The following is a 23,179-nucleotide window of genomic DNA, read 5'->3' on the forward strand; positions in this document are numbered from 1 at the left end:
GGCAAAAGTAGCGCCCAGGGAAGGGTTCACAGCGCCCTCGTGGTGGTCCGGCACTCCGGGGCTTGACGCCGGAACAGCTCATCGCATTTTTGCACGACGTTTGAACGTAACCTTCAAGGACACGCCGTGGCCGCCTACGTACTGCGCCGCCTGCTGCTGATGATCCCCACCCTGCTGGGGATCATGCTGCTCAACTTCGTGATCGTCCAGGCCGCCCCGGGCGGCCCCATCGACCAGGTGCTGGCTCGCTTCCAGGGGCTCTCCAGCCAGGCCAGCACCCGCATGGAAGGCGGTGGGGGCGACGTCGCGGCGGGCGGCGAGTCCCGCGGTGCCCGGGGCATTCCCCCCGCCTTCATCGAGAAGCTCGAGGCACAGTTCGGCTTCGATGAGCCGGCCCACGAGCGCTTCCTGGGCATGATCGTCGACTACGCGACCTTCGACTTCGGCGAGAGCTTCTTTCGCGACGAACAGGTCACCACCCTGATGCTCGAACGCCTGCCGGTGTCGATCTCGCTGGGGCTCTGGACCACCCTGGTGGTCTACCTGGTCTCGATCCCGCTGGGCATCCGCAAGGCCCTGCACCACGGCTCGACCTTCGACGTCTGGAGCTCGGGACTGGTGATCGTCGGCTACGCCATCCCGGGCTTCCTGTTCGCGATCCTGCTGATCGTGCTGTTTGCCGGCGGCAGCTACTGGGACCTGTTCCCGCTGCGCGGCCTCACCTCGGCGGACTTCGACGAGCTCTCCGCCTGGGGCAAGGTCAAGGACTACCTCTGGCACATTACCCTGCCGGTGGCCGCCTCGGCGATCGGCAGCTTCGCCACCCTGACCATGCTGACCAAGAACAGCTTCCTCGACGAGGTGCACAAGCAGTACGTGCTGACCGCCCGCGCCAAGGGTGCGAGCGACCGGCGCGTGCTCTACGGCCACGTGTTCCGCAACGCCATGCTGATCATCATCGCGGGGCTGCCCGCCGCGCTGGTGGGTATCTTCTTCACCGGCTCGCTGCTCATCGAGGTGATCTTCTCCCTCAACGGGCTCGGCCTGCTGGGCTTCGAGGCGGTGATGCAGCGCGATTACCCGGTGATCTTCGGCACCCTGTATCTCTATACCCTGATCGGCCTGATCCTGAAGCTGGTCTCGGACCTGACCTATGTGTGGGTCGACCCGCGCATCGACTTCGAGACACGGGAGTCCTGAGTCATGAATGCCCCCAGCACCGACCCCGCCCTTGCGGCGCGCCGCCCATCTCGCTTCTCGCCGATCACCCGGCGCCGCCTGGCGGTGTTTCGCGACAACCGCCGCGCGCGGCTCTCGCTGTGGATCTTCGCGGCACTGTTCATCGTGAGTCTTGCCGCCGAACTGATCGCCAATGATCGGCCGATCGTCATGCAGTACCAGGGACAGTGGTACGCGCCGATCCTGGTGGACTACCCCGATACCGAGTTCGGCGGCTTCCTGCCGAGTCCCGCCGACTATCGCGATCCCTTCACCCGGGACGAGATAGCCGCCAACGGCTGGATGCTGTGGCCGCCGATCCCCTTCTCCTACGAGACCCTGGACAGGGGCCTCGACCACCCCGCCCCCTCGCCGCCGACTGCCCGCCACTGGCTGGGCACCGACGACCAGGGCCGCGACGTGATGGCCAGGGTCATCTACGGCTTCCGGCTCTCGGTGGTCTTCGCGCTGGTGCTGACGGCGGGCTCGCTGGTGCTCGGGGTGCTGGCCGGCGGCATCCAGGGCTACTTCGGCGGCAAGGTCGACCTGATCGGCCAGCGCTTCACCGAGATCTGGTCGGGGCTGCCGATGCTCTTCCTGCTGATCATCCTGGCGAGCCTCGTGGAGCCCAACCTCTGGTGGCTGCTCGGCATCATGCTGCTGTTCTCCTGGCTGGGCCTGGTCGACGTGGTGCGCGCCGAGTTCCTGCGCGCGCGCAACCTGGAGTACGTGCGCGCCGCCCGGGCCATGGGCCTGCCCTCGCACCTGATCATGTGGCGCCACGTGCTGCCCAACGCCATGGTCGCGACCCTGACCTTCATCCCCTTCCTGTTCACCGGCGCCATCACCACCCTCACCGCCCTGGACTTCCTGGGCTTCGGCCTGCCGCCGGGCTCGCCGTCGCTCGGTGAGCTGGTCGCTCAGGGCAAGAACAACCTCCAGGCACCCTGGCTCGGCATCACCGCCTTCGTGACCCTGTCGGTGATGCTCTCGCTGCTGGTGTTCATCGGCGAGGGACTGCGCGACGCCTTCGACCCCCGCCATATCCAGCATGCCGCCACCCCGAGGACCTAACGCGATGCCTGAGCCCCTGCTGCGACTCGACGACCTGACCATCGCCTTCGACGACGTGACCGTGGTCGACCGGCTGTCGCTCACGGTGCAGCGCGGCGAGACCCTGGCCCTGGTGGGTGAGTCCGGCTCCGGGAAATCGGTCTCGGCGCTCGGTGCCATGAGCCTGCTGCCCCCCAACGCGCGGATCGAGGGCGGTCGACGGCTGGGCGACACCGACCTCGCCCGCCTCTCGTCGCGGGGCTGGCGGGGGCTTCGCGGCAGCCGGGTGGGCTTCATCTTCCAGGAACCCATGACCTCGCTGAACCCGCTGCACCCCATCGGCAAGCAGATCGGCGAGGCGCTGCGCCTGCACCAGGGCCTCACCGGCAAGGCGGCCCGCCGCCGCACCCGGGAACTGCTGGAGCAGGTCAAGCTGCCCCGCGCCGAGGAGCTGCTGGACGCCTGGCCGCACCAGATCTCCGGCGGCCAGCGCCAGCGGGTGATGATCGCCATGGCCATCGCCAACGAGCCGGAGCTGCTGATCGCCGACGAGCCGACCACGGCGCTGGACGTCACCGTGCAGCAGGAGATCCTCGCCCTGCTGGCCGAGCTGCGCGACCGCCACGGCATGGGCATGCTCTTCATCACCCACGACCTCAACCTGGTGCGCCGCCACGCCGATCGGGTCTGCGTGATGCACCACGGAAAGTCGCAGGAGAACGGCGCGGTGGGCGAGGTCTTCGCCCGGCCCCAGAGCCCCCATACCCGCCTGCTGCTCGATGCCGAGCCGAGCGGGCGGCCGGTGCCCGTCGAGAGCCGGGCGCCGCTGCTTGAGGCCCGCGGCATCGGGGTCAGTTTCCAGCGCCCTAAGCGGCTGTTCTCGCGTCGCCCGCCCCCCTTCGAGGCGGTCAAGCCGCTGGACCTTTCGGTGGCGCCCGGCGAGACCCTGGGCATCGTCGGTGAATCCGGTTCGGGCAAGACCACCCTGGCCCTGGCGCTGCTGCGTCTGGGCCAGGGACGCGGCGAGATCGACTTCGATGGGGCGCGCCTCGATCGCCTGAGCGGCAACGACCTGCGCCGCCAGCGGCGCAGCCTGCAGGTGGTCTTCCAGGACCCCTACGGCTCGCTCTCCCCGCGCCTGCCGGTCTTCGATATTGTCAGCGAGGGACTGCGCTTTCACCACCCGGAGCTTGCCCTGGGCGAAGTCGAGCGTCGGGTGCGCGACACCCTGCGCGAGGTCGGCCTGCCCGAGGCCTGTGCCTCCCGCTATCCCCATGAGTTCTCCGGTGGCCAGCGCCAGCGCATCGCCGTGGCGCGCGCGATCATCCTCGAGCCGCGCCTGGTGGTGCTCGACGAGCCCACCTCGGCGCTGGATCGCAGCGTGCAGAAGCAGCTCGTCGAGCTGCTGCGCGACCTGCAGGCCAGGCGCCGGCTGAGCTACCTGTTCATCAGCCACGACCTGGCAGTGGTGCGTGCCATGGCGCATCGTATCCTGGTGCTCAAGGATGGCGAGGTGATGGAACAGGGCGATTGCCGACAGGTGCTCGAGCAGCCCACCAGCGACTATACCCGGGCCCTGGTGGCGGCCGCCGGCCTCGCCGAGGTCGACTGAGCCGGCAAACCGCCTGCCCTTGTTATCTGTGAAGACCCGCGAAGACCCGCTGTAGGCTCACGACGGGAAGGCGTCGATCTATAAGCAGATAGACAAGATAACGGTATAAATACGAACCAGCGAGCGCCATGGCCGTCACCCCATTACCGAGCCGAGGGCCATTCGTCACCTGCGTCGTCGGGGCGTTGACAGGCGGCGAGGATACGCTGATTACGCCGCGTTACACTGTATCTCTTCCAACATGCCGATAAGACGCCATGCGACGCCTCCTTCCCTCGCTGCTCGCCCCCCTGCTGCTGGCCGCGCTGCTCGTTGCCAGTGCCAACGCCAGGGCGCTGGATCTCGACGAGGGCTGGGAGTACCGGTGGGGCGACTCCCCGTTCCAGCCCGACGGCACGCCCGCCTGGGTCGTCGAGCCCGGGGACGAGGCCGCGTGGAAGCCCATCGCCTTCCCCTCCAACCCGCCCGGTCGCGACGGGCACAAGCACGCCTGGTTTCGCATCACCCTCCCGGAGGGCGAGTGGCGTGACCCGGTGCTGTACATCTACAGCGTCGACCTGATCACCCAGGTGTGGTTCGGTGACGAGCGGATCTACCAGTACGGTCGCTTCGATGCGCAGGGCGAGGGGCGCTTCGAGGGCTGGCCCTGGCACATGATCAGCCTGCCCGAGACCTTCGCGGGCCGGACCCTCTATTTCCGTGTCTTCTCGGACTACACCGACATCGGCCTGTGGGGGGAGGTCAAGCTGATGGACCGCCCCGATCTGCTGACCTATATCCTGGAGCGCTCCGCCGGGGAACTGGTCGTCAGCGCCTTCCTGCTGCTGCTCGCCCTGCTCGCCTTCCTCTTCACCCTGGTGCAGGCCGATCAGCGCAGCTTCCTCGGCATCGGGCTCTTTGCCCTGGCATCCGGCACCATGCTGCTGGCCGAGACCCAGGCCAGCCAGCTACTGATCGAGCGGCCCCTGCTGTGGGACTATCTCGCCGCCGCGGGCTACTACACCGTGCCGCTGGCCATGGGCCTGATGCTGGAGCACTGGTTCGCCGACCGGCGCCCGACGCTGTTGCGTCGCCTCTGGCAGCTCCACCTCGGCTACCTGGTGGTGGCCCTCGGGCTGGCGCTGGCCGGGGTCATCGACCTCTCCAGCACCTTCCCGCCCTTCGATGCGCTGCTGGTGGCGAGTCTCGTGCTGATGTTCGTGGCCATCGTCGTGCACCTCGGGGAGCTCAACGGCGAGCAGAGGCTGATCGTGCTGAGCTACGGGCTCTTCGCCCTGATGCTGCTGGTCGACATGGCCGTGGCCCACGGGCTGCTCGGCTGGCGTCGGGTGCCCGTGCATGGCGGCGCCCTGGGCTTCGCGGTGGCGATCGTGGCGATCTCGTTCTGGCACTACAGCCGCACCCAGCATGAACTGCGCCGCCTGAATCACTCCCTCGAGCAGCAGGTCGCCCAGCGCACCCGGGAACTCGAGGAGACGGTCATGAAGCTTCAGGCCTTCTCCTACCAGGACTCCCTGACCGGCCTGCACAACCGCCGCTACTTCGACGAGCTGCTCGAGCACGAGGCCGCCATGGCGCGTCGCCACGGCACGCCCTTGACCCTGGCGATGATCGATATCGACCATTTCAAGCAGTTCAACGACCGCGAGGGCCACGAGGCGGGGGATACGGTGCTGATCGGCCTGGGCCGGCTACTGACGCATCACTTCCGCGACAGCGACGAAGTCTGCCGCATGGGAGGCGAGGAGTTCGTTGTCGTGATGCCGGGCGCGACCGCGGCGATGGTCGAGGCGCGCCTCGCCGAGCTGATGGAGATCATCGACCGCACGCGCTTTCGCTATCGCGGCCAGGTGCTCGATCCCCTGACGATCTCCTGCGGCATCGCCTCCTATCCCGAACATGCCGGCGAGCCGCTGACGCTGATCGGGCTCGCCGACAAGGCGCTCTATTCGGCCAAGCATCGCGGGCGCGCCCGGGTCGAGACCTACGCCTGAACGTGACCAGCGCTCAGGCGCCCCGCACCCCGCAGTGCGGGGCGGGGTTCAGGGCGACATGGTGCGCAGGAATCAGAACGTGAGAACGATCCTCAGAACTGGGCTCGCTCCGCCTCGGTGAGCTCTCGCCACTCGCCGGGAGCCAGCGCACCGAGCGCCAGCGGGCCGATCGATTCGCGATGCAGGGCCGCCACATGGTGGCCGATCGCCGCGAACATGCGCTTGACCTGATGGTACTTGCCCTCGAAGAGGGTCAGCTCGGCTACCCGTGATTCGCGCATTGAGAGCTCCGCGGGGCGCGTCGGCTTCTCCTCGCCCTCCAGCCACAGCCCCTCGGCGAACTGGCTCACAGCGGCGTCCAGGGCGTCGCCCTCCAGCGGCTCGGCGAGGGTGACGCGATAGACCTTGCCGCAGCGCCGCTTCGGCGAGGTCACCCGGTGTGACCACTGGCCATCATCGGTGAGCAGCACCAGGCCGGTGGTGTCGACGTCGAGGCGGCCAACCGTCTGCAACCGCTCCACATGGGGCAGGTCGACCAGCTCGCGCACCAGCGGGTAAAGCCCGCGACGAGCGCTGCATTCGACCCCCGTGGGCTTGTTGAGCAGCACGTAGCGCAGGCCGACCAGCGCCAGGGGCTCACCGTTCCAGGTGACCCGACGGCTCGCGTCGACCTGGGTGGCGGGGTTCTTGATCACCTCGCCGTCCACCTGCACCTCCTCGCGGTGCAGCGCCTTCTTGGCCAGGCTACGGGTCAGGTCGGTGGTCTCGCAGAGAAAACGGTCCAGGCGCATCAGAATCCCACCCCGTCGGCGAGGCCGAAGTGGTCGGCATCGCGCCAGGCCGGAAACTTCTCGCGAAACGCCGTCAGCTCGGAAAGCGAGAGCACGCCGGTCTTCAGGAACGGCGTGTCGCGGGGCTCGTCGAGAATCGCCTCGCCCTTGGCATCGATCAGCATGGAGTCGCCGGCGTAGGCGAGTCCCTTGGCATCCTCGCCGACACGGTTGACGCCGATCACCGGACACAGGTTCTCGATGGCGCGTGCCTGCAGCAGCACCCGCCACGGATGGCGACGCGGCGCCGGCCAGTTGGCCACGCAGAGCAGGGCGTCGTATTCGAAGTGCTCATCGGGACCCGGCCGCTGGCGCAGCCAGACCGGGAAACGCAGGTCGTAGCAGACGCTGAGCAGGAGGCGAAAGCCCTTGAGCTCGACGATCACCCGCTCGTGGCCCATGGCGTAGCGCTCATGCTCGCCGGCCATGCGGAACAGGTGGCGCTTGTCGTAGTGCACCAGGCTGCCGTCCGGGCGCGCCCAGATCAGGCGATTGAAGTAGTCGCCGCCCTCCACCACGGCCACGCTGCCGGTGACCACGCAGCCGCGACGGGCCGCCTGAGCCTGTAGCCACGCCACGGTGCGGCTCTCGGCCATGGGCTCGGCCATCTCGCGGGAGTTCATGGTGAAGCCGGTGGCGAACATCTCCGGCAGCACGATCAGGTCCGTGTCGTCGGCGCCGAGATCGCCCAGCGTCTCCTCGAGCATTCGACAGTTGGCATCGGGATCTTCCCAGCGCAGGTCGCACTGCACCAGGGTGGTTCGCAACTCGCTCATCGGGGACTCCGTCCGGGGCTGTATCTGGCCCCCAGATTACCGCAGCACCGGCGTCGCGTCAGCCGCCCCGCGCATGGCGGCGACGCCGATAGCCTGCTAATCTCGAGGGTTTTTGCGACACGAGATCTCCATGACGCGCTCCCTCGATTCCGCCAAAGGCGCTGGCTTCTCCCGGGATACCGGCCAGGGCGTGGCCTTCGGCCTGGCCGCCTACATGATGTGGGGCTGCTTTCCGCTGTTCTTCGCCCTCTTCCAGGGCGTGCCGGCCTTCGAGGTGCTGATCCACCGGGTGATCTGGTCCTGCGCCTTCCTGGCCGGCCTGATCACCCTGCTCGGCCGCTGGTCGCCCGTTCGCCAGGCCCTGGCCGAACCGAGGCGACTGGGTCGCGTGCTGGGCTGCGCCCTGCTGATCGCCCTGAACTGGGGGCTCTACATCTATTCGGTGGAGACCCACCACGTGCTGCAGGCGAGCCTGGGGTATTTCATGACGCCGCTGGTCAACGTGGCGCTGGGCATGCTGGTGCTGCGCGAGCGCATGGCGCGCCTGCAGGGCGTCGCGGTGGCGCTGGCCGTCGCGGCCATCGCGATCCAGCTGGTGATGCTCGGCGAGTTGCCCTGGATCAGCCTCACCCTGGCCTTTTCCTTCGGCACCTACGGCCTGCTGCGCAAGCAGGTGAGGCTCGACGGCCTCTCGGGGCTGTTCGTCGAGACCCTGCTGCTGCTGCCCCTGGCGCTGATGACGCTGGGCTGGCTCGCCCAGGCCGAGCTCTCCCACTTCCTCGACGAGGGCCGCACCACCCTGCTGCTGATTGCCAGCGGGGTGATCACCGCCCTGCCCCTGCTGGCCTTCGCCGGCGCTGCGCGGCGCCTGCGCCTGGCCACGCTGGGGTTCCTGATGTACCTCAACCCGACCATCCAGTTCCTCATCGCCCTGTGGGTCTTTCATGAGCCCCTGCCGGCCACGCAGCTGACGACCTTCGTGCTGATCTGGATCGGCCTGGCCCTCTATTCCTGGTCGGCCTGGCACGCCCACCGGCGACGCTCCGCCCCCCTGACGGCATCCCGTTGACCAGCACAGGCATCAGCGCGCACACGGGGCCCGTGTCGCCCGCGCCTCGCCTTTGGGCTACCATCGCGCCATGACTCCCGCATCCCCCCGCGCCGAGCGTCCCCGCCTGCTGCTGGTCGGCGCCGGCCATGTCCACCTGCAATTGCTCCGCCATCGACGACGCTTCGGGGATGCCGAGGTGATGCTGGTCGACCCCGGCGGCTTCTGGCACGCGGGCATCGCCGCCGGCATGCTCGGCGGGAAGCACGGCGCCAGCGAGGGTCGGCTGGATCCGGCCCGGCTGGCGACGCGATACGGCGTGACGCCGATCCGCGGGCGCCTGGCGGGCCTGGATCCCGAGGCGCGGCAAGCGCGGCTTGAGGATGGGCGGACGCTGGATTTCTCCCTGCTCTCCCTGAACCTGGGGTCCTCCAGTCGCTGTCCGCCCCCCTCATCGCCGGGGCCTCGAGTCTGGGCGATCAAGCCGATTCCTCGCCTGCTGGCGATGCGCCACAGCCTGGAGCGGGAGTTTGCCCGCGGGCTCGCGCCGCGAATCGTCGTGGTGGGGGGCGGCGCCAGCGGCGTGGAGATCGCCTGTCAGCTTCGCGAGCTGGCCAGGCGCTCTGGTGCCCAAGCCGAGATCCTGCTGGTGACCCGCGACGAACGGCTGCTGGAGGGCGCCCCGGCGGGCGCCGTGCGCTGGCTGATGCGCCATCTCGCACGCCAGGAGGTCAGGGTGCGCTTCGGCGTGAACGTCTCCGGCCATGCCCCGGGGGGCCTGACCTTCACCGCCGCCGATCACGCCTGGGGGGAAGACAGCCTGCAGTGGCTGGCGGCCGACCATGTGGTGCATGCCGCGGGGCTGGCCCCGCCCGAGGGGCTCGAGCGACTGGGCCTGCCGCTGATTCCGGAACGCGGTCTGGCCGTCGAGGAGACCCTGCAGAGCCCGGGCTCTCCCGACGTCTTCGCCGCCGGCGACTGCGCGGCCCTGATGCATCGGGTGCTGCCGAAGCTGATCCTGCATGACCTGCAACAGGCCGCCGTGCTGGCCGACAACCTCGCCGCCCGCCTGGCCGGCAAGCCACTGACGCCCTACGTTCCCAGGCGGGTGGCCGTCACGATCCTCGACCTGGGCGGCCAGGGCCTGGCCATCCGCGGTCGACGCTGGTGGGGCGGGCGCCTGGCGCTGGCCTGGAAGCGCCGGCTCGACCGGGGCGTATTCGATCGGGGCTTATTCGATAGGGGCTAGCTCGACAGGCACCGGCTACGCACGCCCCGGCCCTGAGCCGGGGCGCTCGACGCCCTCCGACGCCCGTGCTCCCTCCCCGCTCCCTCAGGCCTGGCTGGCGGCCAGGGCCTGATCCAGGTCGGCGATGATGTCGTCGACGTGCTCGATGCCGATGGAGAGGCGTACCATGTCCGGGCTGACCCCGGCCGCCTTGAGTTCCTGCTCGTTGAGCTGGCGATGGGTAGTGGCCGCGGGGATCGACGAGCAGGTCTTGGCATCGCCGATGTTGACCAGGCGCAGGATCATGCCCAGGGCATCGTAAAAGCGCGCGCCGGCCTCGAGGCCGCCGTTGATGCCGAAGCTGAGAATGCCCGAGGCGTGACCGTCCATGTAGCGGCGTGCCAGGCCATGGTCCTTGTGGCTCTCGAGACCCGCGTACTGCACCCAGGTCACCGCGTCATGGCCTTCCAGGTACTCGGCCACTTTCAGGGCGTTGTCGCAGATGCGCTCGATGCGCAGCGACAGGGTCTCGAGGCCCTGCAGCAGGTTCCAGGCGGCCTGGGCGGAGAGCGCCGCACCCATGTTGCGCAGCGGCACCACCCGCGCCCGACCGATGAAGGCCGCCTCGCCCAGGTCCCGGGTGTAGCAGACCCCGTGATAGGAGACGTCCGGCTCGTTGAGCAGCGGAAAGCGCTCGGCATGCTCGGCCCAGGGAAACTTGCCGGAATCGATGATCACCCCGCCCACGGTAGTGCCGTGACCGCCGATGTACTTGGTCGCCGAGTGGATAACGATGTCGGCGCCATGCTCGATGGGACGCCACAGGAAGGGCGTGGGCACGGTGTTGTCGACGATCACCGGCACCCCGTGGCGATGCGCCGCCTCGGCGAGGGCCGCCATGTCCACCACGCTGCCCGAGGGGTTGCCGACGCTCTCGCAGAAGACCGCCTTGGTGCGTGCATCGATCAGCGCCTCCAGGCCCTCGATGTCGTCCTTGTCGGCGAAGCGCACCTCGATGCCCTGGCGCGGCAGGGTATGCGCGAAGAGGTTGTAGGTGCCGCCGTAGAGCTCGCTGATCGAGACGATGTTGTCGCCGGCCTCGGCGATCGTCTGGATCGAGGCGGTGATGGCGGCCATGCCCGAGGCCACGGCCAGGCCCGCGATGCCGCCCTCCAGTGCCGCCAGGCGCTGCTCGAGCACCGCGCAGGTGGGGTTCATGATCCGCGAGTAGATGTTGCCCTCGACCTTGAGGTCGAACAGGTCCGCGGCGTGTTGCGCGCTGTCGAAGGAGAAGGAGGTGGTCTGGTGGATCGGCACAGCCACGGCGTGCTGGTCGTCGGGGGAATAGCCGTGGTGCAGGGCGAGAGTCTCGGGCTTCATGGCGTGTCCTTTGGCGTTGTCATCGGTGGGGTGTCACTGTGCATTGCTGATTCACCCGATGCTAACCAAGCCTGAACCTCGAGACCAATATCGTTTAGTCTGGTCGGCATGCCCGCGGGCCACCGCCCGCTGCAAAAGCCACCGACACGGCGTGACAGGATGCTCAAGCGCTACCTCCCGATCCTCACCTGGCTGCCCCACTACACCCGCCGCCTGGCCGGCGCCGACCTGCTGGCCGGGGTGATCGTCAGCATCATGGTGATTCCCCAGTCGCTGGCCTATGCCCTGCTCGCGGGGCTACCCGCGGTGGTCGGCCTGTATGCCAGCATCCTGCCCCTGCTGGCCTACACCCTGCTCGGCACCAGCCGCACCCTGGCCGTGGGGCCGGTGGCGATCATCGCCCTGATGACGGGCGCGGCCCTCTCGGGGGTGGCCACGCCGGGCACGCCGGAGTACCTCCAGGCGGCACTCGTGCTGTCGCTGCTCTCGGGGCTGATGCTCACCGCCATGGGGCTGCTGCGCCTGGGCTTCTTCGCCAACTTCCTGAGCCATCCGGTGATCGCCGGCTTCCTTTCCGCCTCGGCGGTGCTGATCGCCGCCAGCCAGGCGGCCCACCTGCTCGGCATCGAGGCCAGCGGCTTCACCGCCCTGGACCTGGTGGCGAGCCTCGCCGGCGACCTGGGCCGGACCCACGGGCCGACCCTGCTGATGGGCCTGGGCTGCCTGGCCTTCCTGGTGGGCATCCGACAGTTTGGCAAGCGGCTCTTCCTGGCGATGGGCCTGCCGGCGGGGCTCGCCGCGCTGCTGACACGCACGGGCCCGGTGATCGCGGTGATCGCGACCACGCTGCTCAGCTGGCAGCTGGGGCTCGCCGAGCGGGGCGTGGCGGTGGTCGGCGCCGTGCCCGGCGGGCTGCCGCCGCTGACCCTGCCGCCGCTGGAGCTGCCGCTATGGCGAGCGCTGCTGGTCCCGGCGCTGCTGATCAGCGTGGTCGGCTTCGTCGAGTCGATCTCCATGGCGCAGATGCTCGCCGCCAAGCGCCGCGAGCGGATCTCACCCAATCAGGAGCTGGTGGGCCTGGGCGGCGCCAACGTCGCCGCCGCCTTCACCGGCGGCATGCCGGTCACCGGGGGGCTCTCGCGTACCGTGATCAACTTCGAATCCGGGGCGCGCACCCCCATGGCGGGCCTCTTCGCGGCGCTGGGCATCGCGGCGGTCACCCTGGCCCTGACCCCGCTGCTGCACCACCTGCCCATCGCCACGCTGGCCGCCACTATCACCGTCTCCATCCTGACGCTGGTGGACATTCCCCTGATGCGCCAGACCTGGCGCTACTCGCGCAGCGACTTCTCGGCCATGGCGGTGACCATCGTGCTGACCCTGGTGGAGGGCGTGGAGGCAGGCATCATCTCGGGGGTGCTGCTCTCCATCGGGCTCTTCCTCTACCGCACCAGCCGCCCGCACAGCGTGCTGGTGGGGCGTATCGAGGGCACCGAGCACTTTCGCAGCGTGCATCGCCACCAGACCGAGACCGTCAGCCACCTGGCCATGCTGCGTGTCGACGAGAGCCTCTACTTCGCCAACGCCCGCTACCTCGAGGACACCCTCTACGCCCTGGTGGCAAGCCGCCCCGAGCTCGATCACGTGGTGCTGATCTGCTCGGCGGTCAACCTGATCGACGCCTCGGCCCTGGAGAGCCTCGAGGCGATCAACGCCCGGCTCCAGGACTCCTCGGTCACCCTGCATCTCGCCGAGGTCAAGGGGCCGGTGATGGACCGGCTCAAGCACAGCGACTTCCTCGACGACCTGACCGGCCGGGTGTTCCTCAGCACCTACGCGGCCTGGCAGGAGCTGCGCCAGCCCCGCGAGGCCGCCGACTGACGGCGGGTGCGGGGCGCCCCTCGCTCGGCCCCGGCGCCGCGCCTGGCGTGGCTCGAAATATCCATCATTCACGTAAGCGTCCATGTTTTGGCATCAGGGTGCATGATTCACCACCGTGGCGATCATTGGGTATGATGGACGGGACACTCAGGACGACAGCGGGCCATGGACACCATCTCGAAACAGAACCTCGGCGTCAGTGCCTATCACTGGCTGAAACACGACATCATCCGCGGCGTCTTCACGCCCGGCGAGAAATTGCGGATGAGCGGGCTCAAGGAACGCTATGGCCTGGGCATCGGCCCCCTGCGCGAGGCCCTCTCGCAGCTGGTGGCCGAGCACCTGGTGGTGGCGATCAGCCAGCGGGGCTACCGGGTCGCGCCCATGTCGCTGTCGGAACTCGCCGATCTCTACGATGCCCGGGCCCAGCTCGAGGGGCTGTTGCTGGAGCTGGCCATCCAGCGCGGCGGTGACGACTGGGAGGCCGAGATCCTGGCCAAGGCCCATACTCTGGCCAAGGTGACCGAGGTCAACAGCCCCGAGGAGCAGCTCGAGGTGTGGGATACCCGCCACAAGGCCTTTCATACCGCCATCGTCGCCGGCTGCGACTCGCCCCACCTGCTCAAGGTCCGCGAGGGCCTCTTCGACCAGGTGGAGCGCTATCGGCACCTGTGGCTGCGCGAGACGGTCTTCTCGAATGAAGCCCTGGCGCGCAAGCGCGGCGAGCACGACGCCCTGGTCGAGGCCATCCTCTCCCGCGACGTCCCGCGCGCCGCCCAGATGATGCGCGAGCACCTGATGACCCCGGTGCCGATCATCACCGAGGCCATGCAGCGCCAGGGACTGGCCTGAGGCCTCGACGAGGCCATGACATCGGCGAGGCGTTTCCCTCGCCCGGCCAAGGCGTCATGATGGTGTCATGCGCTATCGCGACACTCGACTCGGACCCATTGCAAGGAACTAGCCCCATGCCACATCTGCTGCGTTTTTCCCGCGACATCGAGACCCGCCTCGAGCAGGCCAGCCAGCATACCGGCATCACCAAGGCCGAGCTGATCGAGCGCCTGGTGCAGGACGGCCTGAGCGACCTGGAGACCCAGCTGCTGCTCGAGGGCGGCGCGCCCCGCGTCGAGCGCAGCATCGACCAGCTGCTGCGTGAGAGTGGCCTGGGCGCATGAGAGAAACGCCTGAGCGAGGCGCCGTGCCGGCGCCTCGCTCAGGCGAAGGCGCTGCGAAAACGGCGGTACGCCTCCAGCGCCCGCTCGGTAGCGATCGCCTTCAGTCGCACCTCCTGGCCCGGCAGGCACTGGGCCAGCCGTGAACAGGCCAGCGGCGTGAGGGCGCCGAGCCGGGGATAGCCGCCGATGGTCTGGCGATCATTGAGCAGGGCGATGGGCTGACCGTCCGGCGGCACCTGCACGGCCCCCAGGCCGATGCCCTCGGAGATCATGCTGGTCACCCGGCAGTGAAGCGGCGGGCCGGTGAGCCGGACGCCCATGCGATCGGCGCGATCGTCCACCCGCCAGGACGCATTGAAGGCCCGATAGAGACTCTCCCCGCTGAACTCCCCCACCTGGGCCCCCGGCAGCAGCGACAGCACGGCCGGCTGCCGGTAGTCGATCCACGCCTCAGCGGGTGCCTCCCGGGGCGTCTCACGAGCCACCCCGCGCCCGGTGGGCGCGTGATGCGCCCTGACCCGCAAACGATCCCCTTCGGCCAGCCGATGGCCCTGGCCATCGTGGCCGCCCAGCCCCTCGCGCACCACGCAGGCCACGCTGCCGAGCACCGGCGACGCCGCGAAGCCACCGGCGACCGCCAGGTAGGCCCTCAGGCCGTTGACCGGCGTGTCGAAGGCGAGCCGCTGGCCGGCCTCGATCGACACCGACTGCCAGCCGGCGAGCGGCGCGCCGTCGAGCCTCGCCGAGAGGTCCGCCCCCGCCACGGCCACCACCAGCGCCCGTTCGGCAACGAGCTCCAGGCCGCCGAAGGTCACCTCCAGCGCCGGCGTGCCCCAGGCGTTGCCGACGAGGTGATTGGCCCAGGCCCAGCCGTGCAGGTCCAGCGGTCCGCCCTGGGTCACCCCCAGCCGGCGCACGCCGAAGCGCCCGGCATCCTGAAGCAGCGCCAGGGGACCGGCGCGCGTCACGCGCAGGCCGTTGACGGCATCGGTCATCGCGACTCCTCCATCGGTCGGGAATCGCCGCCCAGGCGTTCGAACTCGGCGCGCTCGATGGGCACGAAGCGCACCCGATCGCCTACCTGCAGCAGGCTGAAGCCCTCGCGGTCGCGATCGAAGAGCAGCGCCGGGGTCCGCCCGATCAGGTTCCAGCCGCCCGGGGTGACCGCGGGGTAGGCCGCGGTCTGACGGCCGGCCACGGCCACGCTGCCCGCCGGCACCCGGCGCCGGGGGGTGTCCAGGCGTGGCGCCTCGAGCCGGGCATCGACGCTGCCCATGAAGGCGAAGCCCGGGGCGAAGCCCAGGGCGAAAACGCGGTAGTCGCGCTCGCTGTGGCAGGCGATCACCTCATCGCGACGCATGCCCGAAAGCTCGGCCAGTCGCTCAAGCTCCGGCCCCACCGAGGCGTCGTACCACACCGGCAGCTCCTTGACCGGGGCATCCGCCGCCTCCTCATCGGGGGTGAGCCCCGCCAGCAGCGCGACCAGGCGGCGCCGGGCCTCGTCCGGCGAGAGTCGCAGCGGGTCGAAGATCACCAGCAGGGTGGTGTAGGACGGCACCAGGTCGACCAGCCGATCGCCGAAGGCCGCCTCGCACTCCCTCACCAGGGCGGTGAGCCAGGGCATGTTGGCCTCATCGATGGCATCGAACAGCCGCACCATCCAGCCGTCGAGCCCGGCGGGCTCCAGGCGCGGCAGGCCGTGGGGGAGACGCCGGCTCATGAGTCGCTCGCGGGTCCGTCGAGGGCCTCGCGGATCGCCTGGATGGCGGCGATCGACTCGGCGTTGTCGCCGTGCACGCAGAGGGTGTCGGCGTCCAGCACCAGGCGGCTGCCGTCGCTCGCCGTCAGCGGCTCGCCGCCGGCGATGCGCCGGGCCTGATCGACGATCACCTCCGGATCATGGTGCACCGCGCCCAGCTCGCGCCGGGAGACGAGCCGCCCCTCGGCGTCGTAGGCGCGATCGGCGAAGGCCTCGAACCACAGGGTCACGCCATGGCGCTCGGCCAGCTCGCGCGTCGCGGAAGGATCCCGGGTGGCCATCACCATCAGCGGCAGGCGGGCATCGAAGGCCGTGAGCGCGCGCATCACTGCCGCGAGGATCTCGGGGTCGCGCATCATGTCGTTGTAGAGCGCACCGTGGGGTTTGACGTAGCCGACCTCCAGGCCCTCGGCCCGGCAGATCCCGGCCAGGGCCCCGACCTGGTAGAGCACCAGGTTCTCGACCTCCTCGGCCGAGCAGGCCATCGAGCGTCGGCCGAAGCCGACCATGTCCGGATAGGCGGGGTGGGCGCCTACGGTAACGCCGTGACGCTTGGCGAGCCGCACGGTCATGCGGATCACGTCGGGGTCGGAGGCATGGAAACCGCAGGCGACGTTGGCCAGATCCACGTGGGGCATGACCTCCTGGTCCAGACCCATGACCCAGGGACCGAAGCTCTCGCCCATGTCGGCATTGAGCAACAGGCGCTTCATGCTCCACCTCCTCGAAACTAGGGTACATCGAGAATTTATCAACGTTTTATCGATAACACATCGTTCTTTAGTCGACACATCGTTGACTCGAACTCGTCCGCCTACCTAACCTGCTCGCCATACAGTCGCTAGACTCCTTCTGGACGGCCCACGTGCGACGCCAGGCGTCGAGCCCTTCCGTCCTCGAGCGACAACAAGAATCCGACACGAGGTACCGCCCATGACTGCCCGCTTCTCTCTTCTATCTCTGACCTCGGCCGCCGCCCTTGGTCTCAGCCTAGCCACCCTGGGCGGCACCGCCCAGGCGGCAACCGAGTGGAACATGCCCACGCCTTACGGCGACATGACCTTCCACACCGTCAACATCCGCGAGTTCGCCGATGACGTACGCGAGGCCACCGATGGCGAGCTGGACATCACCGTGCACTCCAACGGCTCGTTGATCGGCCATGCCGAGATCAAGAACTCGGTGCGTCGTGGCATCGTACCCATCGGCGAGCTGATCATGTCGCGCCTGGCCAACGAGAACCCGATCTTCGAGGTCGACTCCGTGCCCTACCTGGCATCGAGCTACGAAGACGCCCAGACCCTCTGGGAGACCTCTCGGGAGATCATCGCCGAGGAGCTCGCCGAGCAGCGGCTGCGCCTGCTCTTCGCCGTGCCGTGGCCGCCCCAGGGCATCTACACCCAGCAGGCGCTGGAGGAGCCCGACGATCTGAAGAACCTGAGCATGCGCGCCTACAACACCGCCAGCGAGCGGTTCGCGCAGCTGGTCGGCGCCGTGCCGACCCAGGTCGAGGTGCCGGACATCCCCACCGCCTTCAGCACCGGGCGCGTCGGCGCCATGATCACCTCGCCGGCCACCGGCGCCGACACCAAGGCCTGGGACTACCTGAGTCACTTCAACCATGCGCAGCTGTGGCTGCCGAAGAACATGGTGATCGTCAGCGAGAAGGCCTTCTCGCGCCTCGACGAGGCCACCCGCCAGGCGGTGCTGGACGCGGCCGCCGAGGCCGAGACCCGCGGCTGGGCGATGAGCCGCCAGGAGACCGACGACGCCCTCGCGGTGCTCAAGGACAACGGCATCGAGGTCAGCCAGCCGACCCCGGAACTCGCGACCCTGCTCGAGGAGGTCGGTGCGACCATGACCGAGGAGTGGGCCGGCCGCGCCGGCGACCAGGGGGCCGCCATCCTCGAGGCCTACGAGGCCGCTCGCGACTGATCCGCCCCTCCCTGCCGGGGCCTCCCGCCCCGGCAGCTGCCTCTGGACCCTGCCATGACCTATCGCCTCAGACCCCTCTACCAGCTGGGCGGCTACCTGGCCGCCCTGTGCCTGTGCCTGATCTGTACGCTGATCACCGCCCAGATCCTCGGGCGCATCGTCGACCGCCTCGCCACGGCGCTCGGCGGCGACCGCATCGGCCTGGCGATTCCCGGCCTCGCGGAGATCTCCGGCTTCCTGCTGGTCGGCGCCAGCTTCCTCGGGCTCGCCTACACCTTCGTGCACGGCGGCCACATCCGCGTGACGCTGCTGGTCGGGCGCCTCTCGCCAGCCCCGCGCGCCTTCGTCGAGGTCTTCTGTCTGAGCATCGCACTGATCCTCGGCCTCTACCTTGGCTGGTACCTCTACTGGCTGCTGGCCGACAGCATCGCCTTCAACGAGACCTCCTACGGCCTGCTGCGCATCCCGCTGTGGATTCCCCAGTCGGCGATGCTCCTGGGCGTGGTGCTGCTCTGCCTGGCGCTGGCCGAGGCCTGGTGGGCGACCCTGGTGACCGCCGTGACCCGGCCCTCCACCTTTACCATCGACGACAGCGGCCAGGAATGAGCCCGGGAGACACACCATGCTCGTGATGATGACGGTCCTCTTCGTTACCCTGCTGCTGCTGCTCGGCAGCGGCGTCTGGGTGGCCTTCTCGCTGCTGGGGCTAGGCTGGCTGGGGCTCTCGCAGTTCACCTCGGTGCCCACCGGCGACGTGCTCGCCTCGAATGTCTGGGGCGACAGCTACAGCTGGGAGCTCACGGCCCTGCCGATGTTCATCTGGATGGGTGAGATCCTCTTCCGCTCACGGCTCGCCGACGACATGTTTACCGGCCTGTCGCCCTGGATGCAGCGCATCCCGGGGCGCCTGTTGCACACCAACGTGATCGGCTGCGGGCTGTTCGCCGCCGTCTCCGGCTCCTCGGCGGCCACCTGCGCCACCATGGGCAGGATGACCATTCCCGAGCTCACCCGCCGCGGCTACGACGAGCAGCTGGTGATCGGCACCCTGGCCGGCTCGGCGACCCTGGGCCTGCTGATTCCGCCGTCGATCATCCTGATCGTCTATGGCGTCGCCACCGACCAGTCGATCGCGCGGCTGTTCATGGCGGGCATCTTCCCGGGCCTGCTGCTGATCTCGCTGTTCGCCGGCTACCTGATGCTCTGGTCCTGGCGCTTCCCGGACAAGGTTCCCCCCGCCGAGAGCGGCCTGCCGCTGGGCGAGAAGCTGCGCCGGGCGCGCCGGCTGATCCCTTTGCTTGCCCTGATCGTCGGGGTCATCGGCTCGATCTACGCGGGGCTCGCCTCGCCCACCGAGGCGGCCGCCGTCGGGGTGGTTCTCTCGCTACTGCTGGCCCGGGTCCAGGGCAGCATGAACGGCGGGGTCTTTCGCGATGCCCTGCTTGGCGCGGTGCGCACCTCGACGATGATCGCCTTCATCCTCGCCGGCGCCTCCTTTCTCACCGCGGCCATGGGCTTCACCGGGCTACCCCGCGAGCTCGCCGCCTGGATCGGCACCCTGGGGCTCTCACCGGTCATGCTGCTGGCGGCCCTGACGCTGTTCTTTATCCTGCTGGGCTGCTTCCTCGACGGCATCTCGGTCGTGGTGCTGACCACCTCCATCATGCTGCCCATGGTCGAGGCCGCCGGCATCGACCTGATCTGGTTCGGCATCTATCTGGTGGTGGTGGTGGAGATGTCGCAGATCACCCCGCCGGTGGGCTTCAACCTCTTCGTGCTGCAGGGCATGACGGGGCGCAACATCCTGTCGATTGCCTGGGCCGCCATGCCGTTCTTCTTCCTGATGATGCTCGGCGTGGTACTGATCAGCGTCTTTCCCGGCATCGTGACCTGGCTGCCGCAGGCCATGGGCAACTGATCCGGGACGCCTGGACTGTTGGAATGACTAGACAAGGAGCAGCACGTGACACGCGAACGGACACCCCGCGGCCCCATTGTCTCCTCGGAGCACCTGTCGCGCAGCAGCCAGGAGCTCTCGGAGTTCGAGTTCGGCCTGATCATCGCCGGGCACGCCTTCGACCGCTGGATGGTGCGCTGCATGACGGCCAGCGGCTACCCGGAACTCGGCGCCCTGGACGTGCTGGTGCTGCATAGCGTCAACCACCGGGAGCGCGCCAAGCGCCAGGCGGATATCTGCCTGGTGCTCAACGTCGAGGATACCCACACGGTGACCTATGCCCTGAAGAAGCTGGCGCGTCTGGGGCTGGTGGCTGGCGAGAAACAGGGCAAGGAGAGCCTGTTTCGCACCACCGAGCTTGGCCGCGAGACCTGCAGCCGCTACGCCGAGATCCGCGAGGCCTGCCTGGTCGACTCGCTCTCCTCCATGGGCATCGAGCGTGAGGAGATGAGTCGCCTGGCGGGCCTGCTGCGCGCCATGTCCGGGCTCTACGACCAGGCCGCGCGCTCCGCCGCCTCGCTCTAGGCAAGCCCCGCCGGGTTCCGCGCGGTGGCGGTCAGGGTTCCGGGTCGGCCGCGACGCTGGATTCAGCGACGCCAAGGCGCTCGCCGCGGGCCGCGCGACGCGGGTAGAGCCGTCGGGCCCGCCACAGGCTGAACATGAACAGCAGGAAACTGGTGGCCATCGACGCCGACAGCGACAGGGCGAAGACCAGCATGCCCGGTAGATGGCCCACGCCCAGATAGCTGACGACGCAGAAGGCGAGCAGGCTCAGCATGCCGCGCTGGGTCATGCTGACGGTCATGCGGGCCACCTCGACCCCGTAGCGTTCGGAGAGCGTCCAGGCGATGGTCAGGATGCCGACCGGAAAGCCGAGGATGACGCCGGAGAGGGCCGGGCCAGAGCGCGCGGCCAGCGTCGTCGCCAGGCTCACCAGCGTCCCCGCCAGGAGTCCGCGCAGCAGCAGGTCGCACCAGCCGGCACTGGCCACCACCACCGGCTGTCCCAGCCTCAACCGGTGATTGATCCCCTCCGCCAGCGCCAGCACCGCCAGGTAGGCGACGATGACGCCAACGAGCTCGCCCGGTAGCCGGGTGAACAGCAGCGCGCCGGGCACCCAGAGCAGGCTGGCGAGCGCCAGGCTCTTCAGGGCCGATAACCGCGCCGCGCTCACCACGAAGCACACCGTGAAGAGCAGCGTCGCCACCAGCGCCTGCAGGGTGGAGAGCACGGCCTGCTGCACGAAGTCCGCCGACTGCTCGCGCAGCATGAAGAAGTAGCCGGGCCCGAGAATCACCGGGGTGCCGGCGAGGATGCCACCGAGCCTCGGCCCCAGGCGGCCCACCGACAGCGCGACGAGCATCACGATGCCGGCCGTCGCCAGCAGCTTGATCAGCAACAGCTGGAGCATAAGCGACGAGCCACCTCCCTGTGCGACGAGAAACCCTGCGAGCCGTTACCCTACTCGCTTTCGCGAACCGCCGACAGCTCGGCCGCCCGGCGCGGATTGCGCGGATAGAAGCGCTCGGGCTGGTGTTCGATATGGGCGAAGAAGCGGGTGTCCTTGTAGGGCATCTTCATGAAGCCCGAGACCCCGAGCCCCTCGATCAGCCCCACCGCGTCGAGGATGTCCTCGAGCCGGCGGCGAAACTCGTCTTCCCGGGAGGGGTCCAGCAGCCGGTAGTGGCTATGGATCTTCAGGTGCTCGGGCAGCGCCTCGAAGATGATCATGCCGGTGTGGTGGATATCGTTGAGCGCCTCCAGCGAGGTAATGATCGCCTCGGGCAGCACCAGGAACTCCTCGGGGTCCGGACCGTCCTCGAAGTAGCTGTGCAGGCGCGAGCGGTCCTCGAGCTCGGGCACCGCGCTGACCTCGTAGTGCAGCCGCATGCCGGGGGTGAGCACGAAGGGCGCCTCGACGCTCTCGCGCTCCAGGTGCAGGGTGTCGCGCGCATTGAACAGGCAGCTCTTGAAGATCCCGCGGCGATGGATCGCCCGGGCGAGCGTCACCATGTTGTTGACCGCGGCGATGAACGCCGGCTTGAGGCCGGGGTCGTGCAGGTTGAGCGAGGTGTCGATGTAGACCCCCTCGGCCTCCCAGCGCACCGCCAGCCCGCCGACCACCGGATAGCGGCCCAGCCGGCTGACCGCGGCCAGGAAGGCCTTCTCGGTCTCGCCCATGTTCTGCATGAAGTTCTTGTAGTAGCGATCGAGCTGGACGTCGTTGACGTCATTCAGGGTCTCGCGACCGCCCTCCTCGCGCAGGAAGGACTTGCGCGAGCTGTAGACGACGGTATCGATCTCGCGTCCGGCGGGCCGGCTCCAGACCGGCACCAGCGGTGCCTCCTGGGGGGTCGGCAGGTCGAGCATCACCAGCCGGCCCAGGCGCGGCATCTCGCGGATGAAGTGATCGCCGGCGCGCCGGCGCGTCTGGGGGTCGGGATCGAGCATGCCGTCGAGCATGCGCGCGAACTCCCTGGGCAGGCCGAGCGAGGTGGCCGGGATGGCCCGATGGCCAAAGCGACAGGACTGCGCCGAGGCCAGCGCATAGAGGGTGGCGGCCGCACCCTGCTCGTCGAAGCGCGGCGAGGAGAGCGCGCCGTTGAGCTGCTCCTCGCCGATGAAATAGACATCGCCCAGGCGGGCGTTGGTCTGCTGCAGGTTGTCCGACATCAGCTCCATGACGTTGGTCGCCACGAACTGCTGGTTGGCATCGAGCTGGGCGAACACCGAGGAGCCCCAGTCGATCAGCGCGATGGTCTCGCTTGGCGCATCGAAGACCAGATTGGAGGGCTTGATGTCGCCATGCACCACCGGCTTGCCGGCCGGCCCGCTCTCGCGGCGCAGGGCGCGCAGGATATCGGCCAGCTGATCGGCGATGCGCACCACCAGGCGCGGCGAAAGCCGCCCCCGCTGTAGCGAGACCTCCTCGAGGTTGAAGCCCGGCGCCCGCTGCATCACCAGGATCGACTGGCGACGGACCCGCTGGAAGACGATCAGCTTCGGCACCCGCGGGTGGTCGACCTGCTCCAGCATGAAGGCCTCCTCCTCGAGGCGGTCCTGCAGGCGCTGGGGCAGGTTGACCCGGGTGAACTTGAAGACGTACTCCTCGCCCACCCCGGTGAAGCCGGCGAACACGAAGCCGTAGGCGCCCTTGCCGATCAGCTCGATGCCCCGGTAGCCCAGCTGCTCCAGCTGGGCCTGACACAGCGACACCCACGCCTTGAGCTTGCGGGCGTCGTCGTGGCTGAGCAGATAGATCGACTGCTCTTCCGGAATGTAGAACTGCTGCAGGGACGCCTGCGTCATGACATGGGACTCCTTGCACAA

The 23,179-nt window shown here is 68.8% G+C and carries 21 protein-coding genes; 13 read left to right on the forward strand and 8 right to left on the reverse strand.

The genetic code is table 11. The features are described from left to right. Positions 1-126: 126 nt before the first annotated feature. The 4 genes from ABE957_RS05775 to ABE957_RS05790 all read left to right on the forward strand — a co-directional run bounded on the left by ABE957_RS05775 (position 127) and on the right by ABE957_RS05790 (position 5,877). Complete coding sequence (locus tag ABE957_RS05775; RefSeq protein WP_349757730.1) at positions 127-1,200, forward strand: microcin C ABC transporter permease YejB; 1,074 nt, start codon at positions 127-129, stop codon at positions 1,198-1,200. A 3-nt stretch (positions 1,201-1,203) separates the two neighbouring features. Next, complete coding sequence (locus tag ABE957_RS05780) at positions 1,204-2,292, forward strand: ABC transporter permease (RefSeq protein ID WP_349757731.1); 1,089 nt, start codon at positions 1,204-1,206, stop codon at positions 2,290-2,292. A gap of 4 nt (positions 2,293-2,296) precedes the next feature. Beyond that, positions 2,297-3,883, forward strand: a complete 1,587-nt coding sequence (locus tag ABE957_RS05785; protein WP_349757732.1) for an ABC transporter ATP-binding protein — start codon at positions 2,297-2,299, stop codon at positions 3,881-3,883. A 257-nt stretch (positions 3,884-4,140) separates the two neighbouring features. Beyond that, positions 4,141-5,877, forward strand: a complete 1,737-nt coding sequence (locus ABE957_RS05790; RefSeq protein ID WP_349757733.1) for a sensor domain-containing diguanylate cyclase — start codon at positions 4,141-4,143, stop codon at positions 5,875-5,877. A gap of 92 nt (positions 5,878-5,969) precedes the next feature. Here the strand turns inward: ABE957_RS05790 and ABE957_RS05795 are convergent, their stop codons facing one another. Both ABE957_RS05795 and ABE957_RS05800 read right to left on the reverse strand, forming a co-directional pair. Continuing rightward, the gene (locus tag ABE957_RS05795) at positions 5,970-6,668 is read right to left on the reverse strand and encodes a pseudouridine synthase (protein WP_349757734.1); all 699 of its coding nucleotides are present in this window, start codon (positions 6,666-6,668) and stop codon (positions 5,970-5,972) included. Then, a complete protein-coding gene (locus ABE957_RS05800; RefSeq protein ID WP_349757735.1) occupies positions 6,668-7,483 on the reverse strand; it encodes an amidohydrolase in 816 nt (271 codons plus the stop codon). The genes ABE957_RS05795 and ABE957_RS05800 overlap by 1 nt, the downstream gene beginning before the upstream one ends. Before the next feature lie 130 nt (positions 7,484-7,613). Here ABE957_RS05800 and rarD point away from each other — a divergent pair, with 130 nt between their 5' ends. Next, positions 7,614-8,552 (forward strand): EamA family transporter RarD, encoded by a 939-nt coding sequence (gene rarD / locus ABE957_RS05805; protein WP_349757737.1) that lies wholly within the window; start codon positions 7,614-7,616, stop codon positions 8,550-8,552. A gap of 70 nt (positions 8,553-8,622) precedes the next feature. Beyond that, complete coding sequence (locus ABE957_RS05810; protein WP_349757738.1) at positions 8,623-9,780, forward strand: NAD(P)/FAD-dependent oxidoreductase; 1,158 nt, start codon at positions 8,623-8,625, stop codon at positions 9,778-9,780. A gap of 84 nt (positions 9,781-9,864) precedes the next feature. On the opposite strand, the gene ABE957_RS05815 is transcribed toward ABE957_RS05810, so the two are convergent. After that, complete coding sequence (locus tag ABE957_RS05815) at positions 9,865-11,139, reverse strand: O-acetylhomoserine aminocarboxypropyltransferase/cysteine synthase family protein (RefSeq protein WP_349757739.1); 1,275 nt, start codon at positions 11,137-11,139, stop codon at positions 9,865-9,867. Positions 11,140-11,298: 159 nt separating this feature from the next. On the opposite strand from ABE957_RS05815, the gene ABE957_RS05820 reads away from it, so the two are divergent. From ABE957_RS05820 to ABE957_RS05830, 3 genes are all read left to right on the forward strand, one after another. Beyond that, a complete protein-coding gene (locus ABE957_RS05820; RefSeq protein ID WP_349757740.1) occupies positions 11,299-13,020 on the forward strand; it encodes a SulP family inorganic anion transporter in 1,722 nt (573 codons plus the stop codon). 165 nt (positions 13,021-13,185) lie between these two features. Further along, on the forward strand, positions 13,186-13,872 hold the full coding sequence (gene csiR, locus ABE957_RS05825) for a DNA-binding transcriptional regulator CsiR (protein WP_349757741.1): 687 nt from the start codon (positions 13,186-13,188) through the stop codon (positions 13,870-13,872). 116 nt (positions 13,873-13,988) lie between these two features. Continuing rightward, a complete protein-coding gene (locus ABE957_RS05830) occupies positions 13,989-14,198 on the forward strand; it encodes a hypothetical protein (RefSeq protein ID WP_138182399.1) in 210 nt (69 codons plus the stop codon). A 38-nt stretch (positions 14,199-14,236) separates the two neighbouring features. Here ABE957_RS05830 and ABE957_RS05835 read toward each other — a convergent pair whose 3' ends face one another. From ABE957_RS05835 to ABE957_RS05845, 3 genes are read right to left on the reverse strand one after another with little or no spacing between them, the layout of a single operon-like run. Further along, positions 14,237-15,193, reverse strand: a complete 957-nt coding sequence (locus tag ABE957_RS05835; protein WP_349757742.1) for a 5-oxoprolinase subunit C family protein — start codon at positions 15,191-15,193, stop codon at positions 14,237-14,239. Then, the gene (gene pxpB / locus ABE957_RS05840; protein WP_349757744.1) at positions 15,190-15,918 is read right to left on the reverse strand and encodes a 5-oxoprolinase subunit PxpB; all 729 of its coding nucleotides are present in this window, start codon (positions 15,916-15,918) and stop codon (positions 15,190-15,192) included. Before pxpB ends, ABE957_RS05835 begins: the two co-directional genes overlap by 4 nt. Continuing rightward, positions 15,915-16,670 carry a 5-oxoprolinase subunit PxpA gene (locus ABE957_RS05845; protein ID WP_349757745.1) on the reverse strand — a complete coding sequence of 252 codons (756 nt, stop codon included), beginning with the start codon at positions 16,668-16,670 and terminating at the stop codon, positions 15,915-15,917. The genes pxpB and ABE957_RS05845 overlap by 4 nt, the downstream gene beginning before the upstream one ends. Positions 16,671-16,890: 220 nt before the next feature. Between ABE957_RS05845 and ABE957_RS05850 the strand changes: the two genes are divergently transcribed. Genes ABE957_RS05850 through ABE957_RS05865 form a run of 4 tightly spaced genes read left to right on the forward strand, consistent with a single transcriptional unit; the run spans position 16,891 to position 20,374 of the window. Further along, positions 16,891-17,892, forward strand: coding sequence for a TRAP transporter substrate-binding protein (locus tag ABE957_RS05850; RefSeq protein ID WP_349757747.1), 1,002 nt, complete (start codon positions 16,891-16,893; stop codon positions 17,890-17,892). 54 nt (positions 17,893-17,946) lie between these two features. Further along, complete coding sequence (locus ABE957_RS05855) at positions 17,947-18,498, forward strand: TRAP transporter small permease (protein ID WP_349757748.1); 552 nt, start codon at positions 17,947-17,949, stop codon at positions 18,496-18,498. Positions 18,499-18,514: 16 nt separating this feature from the next. Further along, positions 18,515-19,810, forward strand: a complete 1,296-nt coding sequence (locus ABE957_RS05860) for a TRAP transporter large permease (RefSeq protein WP_349757749.1) — start codon at positions 18,515-18,517, stop codon at positions 19,808-19,810. 45 nt (positions 19,811-19,855) lie between these two features. Continuing rightward, positions 19,856-20,374, forward strand: a complete 519-nt coding sequence (locus tag ABE957_RS05865) for a winged helix DNA-binding protein (RefSeq protein ID WP_349757750.1) — start codon at positions 19,856-19,858, stop codon at positions 20,372-20,374. Positions 20,375-20,405: 31 nt separating this feature from the next. On the opposite strand, the gene ABE957_RS05870 is transcribed toward ABE957_RS05865, so the two are convergent. Both ABE957_RS05870 and ABE957_RS05875 read right to left on the reverse strand, forming a co-directional pair. Next, positions 20,406-21,260 (reverse strand): hypothetical protein, encoded by an 855-nt coding sequence (locus ABE957_RS05870; protein ID WP_349757751.1) that lies wholly within the window; start codon positions 21,258-21,260, stop codon positions 20,406-20,408. 50 nt (positions 21,261-21,310) lie between these two features. Continuing rightward, a complete protein-coding gene (locus ABE957_RS05875) occupies positions 21,311-23,158 on the reverse strand; it encodes a protein kinase domain-containing protein (RefSeq protein ID WP_349757752.1) in 1,848 nt (615 codons plus the stop codon). Between the last annotated feature and the right edge of the window lie 21 nt (positions 23,159-23,179).

Source organism: Halomonas pelophila, assembly GCF_040196315.1.
Taxonomy (GTDB): Bacteria; Pseudomonadota; Gammaproteobacteria; order Pseudomonadales; family Halomonadaceae; genus Halomonas; species Halomonas pelophila.